The organism is Clostridium sp. 'deep sea', assembly GCF_014931565.1.
Classification (GTDB): domain Bacteria; phylum Bacillota; class UBA994; order PWPR01; family PWPR01.
Window position 1 is genome coordinate 1543457 of the sequence record NZ_CP063353.1, and the last position, 12102, is coordinate 1555558.

Below are 12102 nucleotides of genomic sequence, written 5' to 3' on the forward strand. Positions count from 1 at the left end.
TAGCTTACCCATAATATAGTATTATTAATCAGTAGGGAGTATCCCTGCAAACAGCCCATTTTTTCTTAACCATGGGTTATAATCTATAACGATTAATATAGTAATAATTAAACATAGCCAATCATAATAATTGGGAGGTACTATTTTTTTTATCAAAATACCAGTTAGCTCTGATATCAAACCAATTAACAAATAACAGCAAAAGTACGTATTCTTTTGTAACATATTTGCTTAAGCTATATATAATAGTTGAGGAATGGTTAAAATCTAATTAGCTAAGTCGAAAAAAATATGTAGTAAAAAGTAGATAATTAACAAAATTAAATATATTTATTAATATAATTAATGTAACCATTAAATATCACAAACTAATGCCTTGACATAGTGGATAAATATATGATATATTATGGTTGGTTTAACGTTTATAGGGAGGTAAATAGAATGCGAAACTTTTTATCTATGCTAATTTATAACATTGGCAAAAAAAATAAAGAAAATAAAAATAGCATTTGCGATTCGCAAATGACATGCACTATAGATAAAGACTCAGATTATAATAATGGTAAGTTTAATCAATTTATTAATGTAGAATGTTTTTGGATAGTGTAACAAGAGGGGTTGTTTTTTCAACCCCCTAATAAACTAGATATTCATTTATAATGTATCTTAATATCTTTACATATTACTAGCATAAATTATCAGAATCTGTAGCTCAAAAAAGCTACAGATTCTTTTTTTTTGTCCTACCATACAACCCTTTTATAATACCTATTCTAAAACTTCGTAAATCATTTATCTTAATCTTTACTGAACAAACTCTTAATTTTAGCTTAATTATTATAGTAATATTTGTAATAAATTATATATATACGGGCAACCCCCTTATTTTTAGGGCTAGGAATATTGCTAATTTTGGATATATTACTTACATAATTCGGAAATTATGTTAAATAGCTGGTTTCTCAGTAAAACATCTACCTATAGAACAATATATTTTACATTGTGTTAACTATGAGAATCATCATATAATAAATTTAGCTTTATCCGGAACTTACATTGTTTTTATATTAAACATGTAATTGTTATTAATTTTAAAGAGATATTAGATTCACTGATTAAGAAGGGAGTTTTTATGATTAAGTTCTGGAAAAAATCATTTTATGTTGTTTTATTACTATCTGTATGTTTTCTAACTGCTATGCCTTTAAAAGCTGAAGCGGCTTCTTTAGTTACCACATCACAAGGTGAAGCAATTGCGAAAACAGCTTTGAGTTATGCTGGAAACGTAGAGTATAAGTACGGTGGATACTCAAGCGCAAGTCAAGGCCTAGATAATAAGGGTTTTGTAAAGTATGTATTAGCTAAACATGGCATTAATGTATCTTATTCAATGAGTAGTTTAGCTGCTGCTGGTTCAAAAGTTACCTCCTTAAAAGCTGGCGATGTAGTATTCTTTAGCAATCGCTCAGGTAGCAGCTTAAGTGCTGTTGGTATTTATGTTGGTAACGGATACTTTGTAGGATCATCATCTTATTTTGGTGGAGTTGTGAAAAAGAAGCTAAGCGCTTACGCTAGTGTTTACTATGGTGCTAGAAGAATGTCTACCACCGGAGAATCTTCTAATAACATAACAACACCTACTACACCAAGCCAAAGCAGTAAATATGGTTCATCAATCGTGGATAAAGCAAAAAGATATTTAGGTGTTCCATATGTGTTTGGATCTAGTGCAACTAGCTCAAGTAGTTTCGATTGTTCAAGCTTTGTTCAAAGAAGTGTATATGATGCTGGCTTAGGTAAATTACCTAGAACAGCTCGTTCACAAGCTTCTTATTTAGCATCATCAAGCAATGCTAAAACAATAACAAGCAAATCACAATTACAACCTGGAGATTTAATTTACTTTAAAAATATGGGTAGCCATGTAGCTGCTGGTACAGTATCACATGTAGCTATTTATATTGGCAACAACAAAATTATTCAGGCTATGCCTAACAAAGGTGTAATTATTTCTTACATGACAAGCTACTACACTGATTCAAGCAAATTTGCAGGAGCTTATCGTTTGGTAAAACCTATTAAATAGCAGTTTTTTATAAAGAGACTGATGAGAAAGTCAGCATAAGGAAACGATTTGCTAAGGCAAATCGTTTCCTTAAAACTTTTAAATAACTAAAAAACGAGGGTCATATGACTCTCGTTTTTTAGTTTTAACTTAAGAAAGTGCTTTCATTCTCATAATAACCTTGCCTTTACGTATAAAGGCATCTGTGGCAACCATATTACAGCTGAAACAGGTTTTTAAGCTAGGTAGGTTATCTGAGGCTACCTCACAATAAAAACCCTCACATTCCTTAATTGCTTTTTTTAATAATGCTTTTGCAATACCATGTTGACGGTAGTCTTTATGCACAACAGTAATAGCAAAACTACGACCTTGATCACCACAGGCCAACATGCCAACCACTTTATTATTATGCAAAGCAATTAATATGGTGTTTTGTTTATTAAGAATACTCTCTTTGGTGATTAAAGAGAACTGTTTAAAACCTTTAGCGGTTATATGACCATCTTTATAGCCTCTTATAAGCCTTGTTGCGAGGGCTTTATAATGAACATAATTACTGCCATTAACAATTATAATATTTATCAATTACCCCTCACCTCTTATTTGTTAAATATTTGCTATACTCAAATAAGGTTTGCATAGATTTATTTTGGGTGTCTTCTTCATCAAATTCCATTGGCTTTGAATTTGCCTCAAACAGCCACAGCCTTCCGCTTTTATCTATACCGATATCCATAGACATTATTCCAAAGCTGTAACCATAATACTGTTCAATTAAAGCTGGTACATCGGTTGTAATTTTAGTAATACTTCGATTTATCATTTCATCTTGTTGCATAAATGTTTGATTTAAGACTTTGCTTATAGGGGCTATCCGTCCACCGTTAGGTACATGGGTAGTTATTCTGCCTTCACCTGCAACTCTACAACCCATACCCATTAACTGCCACTCTCCAGAACTGTCTCGCTGAGATAATGCCCTAACATCAAATATATTATTGTTATACTCTGCTAAGTCTACTCCTTGCTGTATTATCATAGCCCTCTTTTTACGTCTTTTAAGCATACTCCACATATCATCATAGCTTTTAAAGACATGGGGTTTATTCTTTTTCTCGTCTCTACTTTGTACTATATATCCGTTTTTACTTCTGCTTATTTTTTGTATGCCATGACCTGCAAAACTATGAACAGGCTTTAAATATATCATTCCGTAGTCTTTAATGGCTTCAGCTAAGGATTTTTTATCGCCTGCCCATTTTAGAGTTTTGGGTATTAAATCAGCTAAATGGGTTTTAGAAAAGATTTTATGCAGCTCACTTTTATTTAAAAAATGCCTATTAAAAAAAGGTATATTTTGAGTAAGTATATAGCTTTTTGCCCATCTAACTTTTTTTTGTTGCTCATATAGACGTGATGGCACTCTATTGTAAACTACATCTGGCAATGGAGTGCTAACCTTATACCATTTTTTATGTTTATATGTGAAGCCGGTGAAAACTTTTGAGATAGGATTAATTCCATTTGGGGTAACAACAAACATATAAACACCAAATTTTTGAGCATGACTAATTAGCTGAGCAAAAAACTTGGGTCTACCAGCAAATGGCTTTGATCCATTACCCGACTGTGAGGTTAATATAGCTATTACAGGACCAAGTCGATAACTATTATTACCAGTACTCCACATATGCAGATGGGTAGATTTTGGAACCAAGGCCGAGACCGGAACTACCATAGTATTATAAGCTAAGTTTGGGTTTACAGAGAGTTTAAAACGCGCTGAATAAGAGCCAAAGCTCAATTTTAAGTTGTTTTTCAATTGATACTGATTAGAAATGTCACTAGAAACAATTATCAAATTTTGCGAGCCAGTGTTACTGGCTCTAACATTAATTATAGTTTGTTTATTCATTATTTACTCCTATACATCGCCAAATCCAGATAAATGTTGCATGTAATCAACAAGCATCTTATATGAAGCATATCTTTCTTTTGCTGCCCATTCTGGAGCGAATACAATTCTACCTGGCTTTGTATTAACCTCAAATAACCATAGATGTCCTAATTTATCTATAGCTATGTCCATTCCCAATTCTCCTAACATCCAACCCGACGCTCGTTCTGATGCTTTAGCTACTTTTATTGCAAAGGCATTTACTTCATTTAGCTTGGCTCCGCCATCTTTATATAACTTTTTTAAAAGCCAGTTTCCTGGCACAACTTTACCACCATTGCAAACATGAGTAGTTACTCCATTATTTCCTGCTAACTTTGCAGAAAGCCCTACTACTTGCCACTCACCTTTAATATTTTTTTGCACTGTTGCTCTTAAATCAAATGGTCTGTTTTCAAACTCTGCCAACTGTAAACCCTGTTGAACTATGCTTGTTTTCTTTTGGGTTGCTTTAAAAATAAAGCGCTCCAACTCACCCCTGTTATACACTGTACCTTTATTTAAACGCCCACTTTTTAAGTGATAAGAATACACAATATTTTTATCTGGTTTTTGAAACTTAATTACACCATGACCATGACTGCCTGAACATACTTTAATAAAAACTTCGGGATGTTTTCTCAGCATTTGATTAAGACTTTCTACCCCTCGATACTGAATTGTTTCAGGTAGATGTTGGGAGATACTGCCCTCTCGAGTAAGCACCTCGTGCATTTCCCATTTATAAAAATAATCATCAGGGCTTACTAACACATTTGTAACTGTTTTAAATAATTGTTTTGTTCTTAAAACATCAGCCCTTACCTCTGCACCTCTATGTGGCACTCTGTTCCATACTGCATCGGGTAAAGGATACCACTTTCTGACCCATGATCCTTGACCCTGCGGTAAATATGTTAAACCATAAACGGCTCTCTTTTGCCAGTCTATGCAATTAGGCGTAAATAAAAAAAGTGTCATATTACGTTTTGCTGCTATCTCCATAAATCGTGAGAAAAAAACTCTACGTTTTTTACCTATTTGAAATTGAAAGTGACTCCCCTTGTAAGGGGGAGCTGTGGTCATTATCCCAACTATAGGGCCTAATACTACCCTACCCTGACTAGCCAGAATATGAAGGTCTATAGCTTGAGGTAAATACAATTTTTCTGTAATATTTTTAGATACAATAACAGTATTATTTGGCGATACTTTTACATTTGCTTGAATCTTTTTTTGTCCATATTTAACTTTCACTTTACTAAAGGATTCATCTTTTACTTGGTTATATAGTTGTTTAGGAAGCAAAATTAGTGGTTTATCTGTTCCTAATCGACATTCTACTTTATAAACCCCCACTAAATCCCCTCCTATCATAAATTTTTTCATACCTAGAGTACTTTTTAGCTAATAAATACTGCCCATAATGCAAAGGATTAACTATAGAGTTATGCCTTGCCTCGTAGTCGCCTGTGTGCAAAAAGACTTTTCTGCCGGGTTTAGAGTTGACCTCAATTAGCCAAACTCTTTTTTTAGTATCAAGGCCAACATCTAAACCAAACTCGGCAAACTTATTGCTCTCTCTATCTAACTCCCTAGCAACCTTAATTGCTAAATCCTCAATTTCTGCTATTATGAACTGCGCGTTAAAATCTGTTTCGCCAATTTCTCTTAAAACTCTAATAAGCTTTTTGGCTGTTCCTCCGCCATGTAAATTAGAGGTAACACCCTCGGTTGGACCTACCCTTACAGCATGGCCAGTAATAACCCACTTGCCATTAACCCCTTTTTGCACAACAACTCTTACATCACATGGGGCATTGTGATACACACGTAGTGATAGACCTTGTTGAATTAAAAACTTTCTCTCACCCATAAAGGCACGTAGAATTAGTATTAGCTCATCTAAACTTCCAGCAACACCAGCAACACTTCTACCACCCCGTGTTCTGCCTTTATATCTTACAACCCTACTGGGGGAAATCTGTAGCCTCATTACTCCCTTGCCTTGAGTTCCCATATTGGGCTTAATAAACACAGTTTCATATTTTTGAAGCATTTTAAGCAGGGCATCTATATCTGAAAAAATTATTGTCTCAGGTATATACGGACGAATCTCTTTCTTTAAGGCTAATGTTTTGTAAACATCCCATTTACCATGCAAAGAACTATTCATCCAAATTACTTCACCACTATCTCTTAGACTTTTGGCGTATCTCCAAAGAGCAGCATTTACATCACCCTTACCAGGAAATAAACGGTCATAAACTACATCTGGAAAAGGATAAAAATTTCTCTGCCATGTTTTAATACTATTATTTGGGGTCCACCCTATTACCCTTTGATGAGCCCAATTTATTTCTAAAGGAGAAAACACAAAAACTTTTACTCCTAGTACTTTACCTTCGTTAATTAAATTCGCAAAAAAGCCTGCTTCTGCAAACGGCAATTTGGCACTTTTTCTCCTGTGTGCCATAACCCCTATTAAAGGAATACGCTCAGGCACATAATGCACCCTCTTTCATAATTAAAGTTTATTGCACATGTGTTTTGGAATATTTACTCTCCAATATCTTCTTAAATCCACCGACTCTTTCCACACCTGATTATTTAAAATCATAGACTCAATTTTTCTAATATATTTATAATTTTCACTAAAGGCTGGGCACTCTCTTAAGTCGTCCCATAATACCTTTACTATTGGTCTAAAATAATTCTTGTCACATCTATAATATGCATTTCTTGCCACAGTTGAGTCTAAAAAATTTTTTGTTAATATAGGATAACTGATTGCAATAATATAACCTAGCGTAATAACACCAAGGGCAATATCTTCACTTATTAACCAGCTGGCTGGTGTTCGATATTCAAAACCACCATGGCTCTTAACTCTAAAATCTCCTAACCTGCCATACTTTTTGCGCCTATTCATTGCAGGTATAGGTTTTTCAACCATTAACAATGGCAGAGATAAATAGTTATCGAATGCCCGTAACATTCTACTATTGGGTAAAATACTATAATGAATATGACCACCAATAGGAAACCCCATTGGTGTATTGTAATAAACTGAGATAATGAGTTATTCTCTCTTACTATTCTATGTATATGTGTTCATAAAAGGACTCAAATTTTACCTTGCACCCACAATAACAACTAACGCTATGTAGGGGATGTCCTTGTGTCATCCCGTGTTTATTTATAAGGAATCGTTAATAAACCACGTACCAATTTATTTAATTCAGTTTATGCTTTATAATGAAATATATTGATATACATAAATTGGGAGGGTTAATATGAAACTACTTATTATTGGTGGTAAAAAGTTTTTAGGATACCATGTAGCACAAGAGGCTGTAAAAAGAGGCCACCAAGTAACACTATTTAACAGAGGTAAAACTTACCCTGAGTTATTACCAGAGTTACCTACAATTATTGGAGACCGTAATACAGATATCGACCGTTTAGCAAATATGCAGTTTGATGCCGTTATAGATACCTGTGCTTATTTTCCTAAGCAGGTAGAACAGGCCGTAAAAGTGTTAGGTGATAACATAAAAAAATACCAGTTAGTATCAACTATTTCAGCCTGTGATAATACCGTAGTTGGCATAGATGAAGACGGTCCTATTTGTGGTTTAGATTTTGAATCAACTGAAATTACTGGCGAAACCTATGGACCATTAAAGGCTGCCTGTGAAAAACAGCTTACAGATATGTTAGGTGATAAAGGGCTATTAATAAGACCAGGCTTTATAGTTGGTGACCGTGACCATACCGACCGATTTAGTTACTGGCCAGTAATGATGCATAACCATAATGAAATGATAGTTCCTGAAACAAACGATTTAAAAATTCAATTTATTGATGTAAGAGATTTAGCTATATTTATGATAGATGCTCTTGAAAAAGACCTTAGTGGAATATACCATTTAACAGGCCCTGTAGAGCCACTTAATTTTTCTAACTTTATAGAAGCCTGTCATAAAACCATAAATGAGAATTGTAAGCTAATAAAGGTTAGTGATGAATGGCTTGATAATAATAAAATAGTAAAGCATGCTGCTTTTCCACTCTGCATTGAACTAAAAGAATTTGCGGGACTCCATAAGGTAAATATTAATAAAGCTATAAATGCAGGACTAAAAACACGAGCAATTGAAGATACCCTTAAATCAACATTAGCTTGGTATCAAGAGTATAAAGGCGATGTAAGCAAATTAGCAGCAGGAATGAAACCTAGTGACATGAAAGAGCTTATTGAAAAACTTAATTAGTAAAAAAAGCTAGCTCGCAAGAGTTAGCTTTTTTGTGGTATACTTGCATTTTATTAACCTGTTTAAATTCTACTTTGGGGTCAGGCTCGAAACTAGTATTTTTGCTGTGGTTTGAGGTTGCTCCCTCGCTTACAACAATGTGTTTAATTTTCATTAAATATTTTTATAAGCTTAAGTTTTCGTCATACCATACAACGGTACGCATACACTGCGTACCCTACATAAGTACATTATTAGTCATACAGTTCAGTTATGCTTAAATACCTATCGTTATATGAATAGCCTGATTAAATTCTAGTTTGGGGTCAGGCTCGAAACTAGTATTTTGTTTATGCATTGTATTAATGTATAATTTTCTCTATTAATCGCTAATTTTAATTTCGATATTATTGTTACTAGCAAATACTCTTACCATTTTTATTGCCATAGCTTTTATTTTAATTGGATACTTAGCTATTATTTCATCCTTACTTAGTTTTTCATTATTAATTACATGTACAACATTCCAGTTTTTTATATGTACCACCTTCTTTTAATGCAGTTATATATTTATATGAGAATACGGGTTGTACACTTTACAATTTACTTTTTTTGAAAGCTTAAGTTCTCGTAATGCCATACAAGGATACGCATACAATTCTTACTCTACACAAGTACAATATTACAAATAATTTTAAGTGAATTAAATCACCCCTTTTAACAATATAAATGTTATAAGGGGTGAATTTATGAAAAAGGCAGCATTATATATTAGAGTTTCTACTACTGGGCAAGCTGAAGAGGGTTTATCTATACCGGCACAAAAAAAGTTACTTAAGGAATATGCCTTAAAGCATGACTATGTTATTAGTGCTGAACATATTTATATAGATGCTGGTGAGTCTGCTAAATCAGCAGATAGGCCTAAGTTTCAATTAATGATAGCCAATGCCAAAGTAAAGCCCAAACCTTTTGATGCTGTTTTGGTTCATAAAACAGATAGATTTGCCCGTAATAGGTTAGACAGCTCGGTATATAAAACTCTGTTACGTAAAGAGTGTGGTATTGATGTTATTTCTATAACTGAAAACTTTAGTGATGATCCCTATGGTGTAATGATGGAAGGTATTATGGAGTTATTTGCTGAGTTTTACTCACTTAACTTAAGTACTGAGGTACGTAAAGGCATGAGTGAGGCTGCAGGCTCGGGCATTGCTTTAGGTAGAGTGCCTTTTGGTTTTGTTATTGACCCTAATACTAATAAGTATGTTATTAGTGAAAATCAGGCAGAAATCATAAGGTATATTTATGAGCTGTATGTTAAAGAGGGTTATGGTGTTGATAGTATTCATACTTATTTAAACTCTAAGGCTGCAGAACATAAATTTGGTAAGTCTTTAAGAGTGCAAAGCTCTAAGGCCCAAAAAAAGATTCATTACTTTGGTAAAAAGCGTGAGCTTAAATGGTCGGCTCATGCTATTAGATATATTTTAAAGAACGATGTTTATACAGGTGTTTTTAGGTGGAAAGCAAAAGATAAAGAGGAAATAGTTATTAAAGATAACCACCCTGCTATTATAGCTGAATCTACATTTATAGAAGCCCAGCAGTTAATGGCTAAACGCCGTACTAGGCGTAATGGTGTTGCCCATGAGTATATGTTAAGGGGTTTAGTTAAGTGTGCTTACTGTGGCAGACAAATGGTTATTTTTTCGACTAAACGCAAAGATAAGTATTATAGCTATGTTAGGTGCAGCAATAAAAATAAAGACAGTGTATGCCATAAAAACGGTATGCCTTTAAATGCCTTGCAGGGCTTGGTAATAGATAATTTAATACCTGTGTTAGATAACGCTAATTTGCTTGATAAGATTAAAATTGTAAGCAATAACAAGCTTAATAATGAAAAAGAAATTAATAGGGTTAAAGGTTTATTGGCTGATTTTAATAGTAAGTTCGACCGCCAAATGCAGGCGTTTGAGTCCGGTATTATTGACTTACAGCAGCTTAAACACTATAAAGAAAAGCTACAGGCTGAAAAGCAAGGGCTTGAGGCTGAGTTAGTGCTATTAAAAAAACAAGCTAATAATAGCTTGCAGATAAATGAACAAGAGTTTATTACCCAGTTAACTAATGTGGCTAAGCAGCTTAAAAGTGAAGATAATAGTGAATATAGTAAGCAGAGAGCTTTGACCAGTATTGTTGATAAAATTAAAGTTGATAAGTTTAATAAATCTATAGAAATATACTATAAAGGGGTGTAGTTTTTTTCCACGGTGGCTTCCACAATTAAACTATCTTGGCGTCATACACTTAAATCTGACACCATAATAATCGATTATTTTAATATTACTATTAATCGATTTACAAGTGATTGATAGTAGCTGAAAGATATAAATATATCTTTTTCCTAACTTAAAGTACTTTATTCTTTTATAGTTTTGAGGTGTTGTTTTTTTTATTATTGATTACAGCAACTACAGCATGTGGATTTAAGCAATTAGTTAGATTAGTTAAAAGCTTATTAACTACCTACTCATGACTCCATGTATTTCATTAATACTATTATACCAAAAATAAATACTCTCTTATATTATTAATAAAGAGAATATTAAATTTAGATATTAATTTTTCTTGCTAATAATAGATTCAACTAGTTCTTCTATATCATTATATGATGCTAAATCGAACTTAAAATAATTATCGTAGCTACCTAATTTTTTAGGAAGATCATCACTTTTATTAATACTAATCATATCTGGCCATAAACCAAGCCAATAAGTTATATCATTCTTGGTTATTGACAAAGAATACATTGGTCCAGTACGAAATTCATCAGTTTTCAAAGGTTTATGCTTGTCTTTAAATATTATTTTATTAACTTTATTATACAATTCTTTATTGTTAATGTTATTTAGCAGCTTTGTCTTAAATGTAATATATCATATTTTAAGATACTTGTTATCAGTTCATTAAAATAATTATGTACTATTATATAAATTTTGGATATATGGTATTATTTAATGTATGACATTAGGAGATTATTATGAAAGATAAAACTAAAGGTATCAGTTTATTAATTATTTTAGGTATTATATATGGCTATGTTATGAGTATTCTTTTGAGTTTAGGATCAAGTCTAAATGATAGAAAAATAAGATTTGTAATTATAATGATAATAGTCATTGTAGGTCCAATGATAATGCGTTGGGTTGCAAATAAGTTCTTAAGCAAAAACAGATTTGTTGCTGGGTGTATAGCTCTTTTTACAGGAGTTGTATTTGCATGGGTATTTTACAGGTTAGGTTAGGTTTAATATGAAAGATAAAACAAAAGGAATTATAGTATGTTGTATAGCTGGGCTAATTGGTGCAATAGGTTGTGTAATTAGTATTTATTTACCGAGAAATTATATAATAAGATTTTTGATGTTATTATTTCTTGTGATTATACCCCCTTCAATAACTAGCTCAGCAGTGAGTACTTATTTAAATGGGAATAGACGGCTTGGTATTTTAATATCTTTAGTACCTATGTTTTTATTGCTGCTTGCTTTAACTATAGGTAATTCGATATGAGAGATAAAACCAAAGGTATTTTAATATGTTTGTTGTCGGGAATAGTATTTATTACGATTTTTGCAATGGGACTTGATTTGGAACCAGAGTGGTTGAGTTATTTATTACTATTTTTAGGTGTTTCAACTTCATCTTCATTAACAAGGTCAGCTATTAAAAGATATTTAGATGAAGATAGCTTTGTGGGTTGGTCTTATACTGGTATGCCAATTATTTTAGGATTTTTTATAGTATACATAGCTATTTTAAAAAAAACATTTTAGA

The 12102-nt window shown here is 32.8% G+C and carries 13 protein-coding genes; 6 read left to right on the plus strand and 7 right to left on the minus strand.

Annotated elements, in window-relative coordinates; all coding sequences use genetic code 11:
• Positions 1 to 441: 441 nt before the first annotated feature.
• Positions 442 to 609: a hypothetical protein gene (locus IMX26_RS07230; protein ID WP_195161001.1), complete on the plus strand. Its 168-nt coding sequence runs from the start codon at positions 442 to 444 to the stop codon at positions 607 to 609.
• Positions 610 to 1132: 523 nt separating this feature from the next.
• Entirely contained in the window at positions 1133 to 2086 is a 954-nt protein-coding gene (locus IMX26_RS07235) for an NlpC/P60 family protein (protein ID WP_195161002.1), read from the plus strand.
• Positions 2087 to 2215: 129 nt separating this feature from the next.
• Here the strand turns inward: IMX26_RS07235 and IMX26_RS07240 are convergent, their stop codons facing one another.
• From IMX26_RS07240 to IMX26_RS07260, 5 genes are read right to left on the minus strand one after another with little or no spacing between them, the layout of a single operon-like run.
• Complete coding sequence (locus IMX26_RS07240; RefSeq protein ID WP_195161003.1) at positions 2216 to 2653, minus strand: GNAT family N-acetyltransferase; 438 nt, start codon at positions 2651 to 2653, stop codon at positions 2216 to 2218.
• Positions 2654 to 2660: 7 nt separating this feature from the next.
• Positions 2661 to 3983 carry a YheC/YheD family protein gene (locus IMX26_RS07245; protein ID WP_195161004.1) on the minus strand — a complete coding sequence of 441 codons (1323 nt, stop codon included), beginning with the start codon at positions 3981 to 3983 and terminating at the stop codon, positions 2661 to 2663.
• A 9-nt stretch (positions 3984 to 3992) separates the two neighbouring features.
• Positions 3993 to 5363: a YheC/YheD family protein gene (locus IMX26_RS07250; protein ID WP_195161005.1), complete on the minus strand. Its 1371-nt coding sequence runs from the start codon at positions 5361 to 5363 to the stop codon at positions 3993 to 3995.
• The gene (locus tag IMX26_RS07255; RefSeq protein WP_195161006.1) at positions 5350 to 6510 is read right to left on the minus strand and encodes a YheC/YheD family protein; all 1161 of its coding nucleotides are present in this window, start codon (positions 6508 to 6510) and stop codon (positions 5350 to 5352) included. The genes IMX26_RS07250 and IMX26_RS07255 overlap by 14 nt, the downstream gene beginning before the upstream one ends.
• Before the next feature lie 21 nt (positions 6511 to 6531).
• The gene (locus IMX26_RS07260; RefSeq protein WP_195161007.1) at positions 6532 to 7056 is read right to left on the minus strand and encodes a hypothetical protein; all 525 of its coding nucleotides are present in this window, start codon (positions 7054 to 7056) and stop codon (positions 6532 to 6534) included.
• Positions 7057 to 7300: 244 nt separating this feature from the next.
• Between IMX26_RS07260 and IMX26_RS07265 the strand changes: the two genes are divergently transcribed.
• Positions 7301 to 8281 carry an NAD-dependent epimerase/dehydratase family protein gene (locus IMX26_RS07265; protein ID WP_195161008.1) on the plus strand — a complete coding sequence of 327 codons (981 nt, stop codon included), beginning with the start codon at positions 7301 to 7303 and terminating at the stop codon, positions 8279 to 8281.
• A gap of 361 nt (positions 8282 to 8642) precedes the next feature.
• Here IMX26_RS07265 and IMX26_RS07270 read toward each other — a convergent pair whose 3' ends face one another.
• A complete protein-coding gene (locus tag IMX26_RS07270) occupies positions 8643 to 8807 on the minus strand; it encodes a hypothetical protein (protein ID WP_195161009.1) in 165 nt (54 codons plus the stop codon).
• A 202-nt stretch (positions 8808 to 9009) separates the two neighbouring features.
• On the opposite strand from IMX26_RS07270, the gene IMX26_RS07275 reads away from it, so the two are divergent.
• Positions 9010 to 10524, plus strand: coding sequence for a recombinase family protein (locus IMX26_RS07275; protein WP_195161010.1), 1515 nt, complete (start codon positions 9010 to 9012; stop codon positions 10522 to 10524).
• Between the two features lie 360 nt (positions 10525 to 10884).
• On the opposite strand, the gene IMX26_RS07280 is transcribed toward IMX26_RS07275, so the two are convergent.
• Positions 10885 to 11106, minus strand: coding sequence for a hypothetical protein (locus IMX26_RS07280; protein ID WP_195161011.1), 222 nt, complete (start codon positions 11104 to 11106; stop codon positions 10885 to 10887).
• Between the two features lie 200 nt (positions 11107 to 11306).
• On the opposite strand from IMX26_RS07280, the gene IMX26_RS07285 reads away from it, so the two are divergent.
• Both IMX26_RS07285 and IMX26_RS07290 read left to right on the plus strand, forming a co-directional pair.
• Complete coding sequence (locus tag IMX26_RS07285; protein ID WP_195161012.1) at positions 11307 to 11570, plus strand: hypothetical protein; 264 nt, start codon at positions 11307 to 11309, stop codon at positions 11568 to 11570.
• Positions 11571 to 11834: 264 nt separating this feature from the next.
• Entirely contained in the window at positions 11835 to 12101 is a 267-nt protein-coding gene (locus tag IMX26_RS07290) for a hypothetical protein (RefSeq protein WP_195161013.1), read from the plus strand.
• The last annotated feature ends 1 nt before the right edge of the window (position 12102 follow it).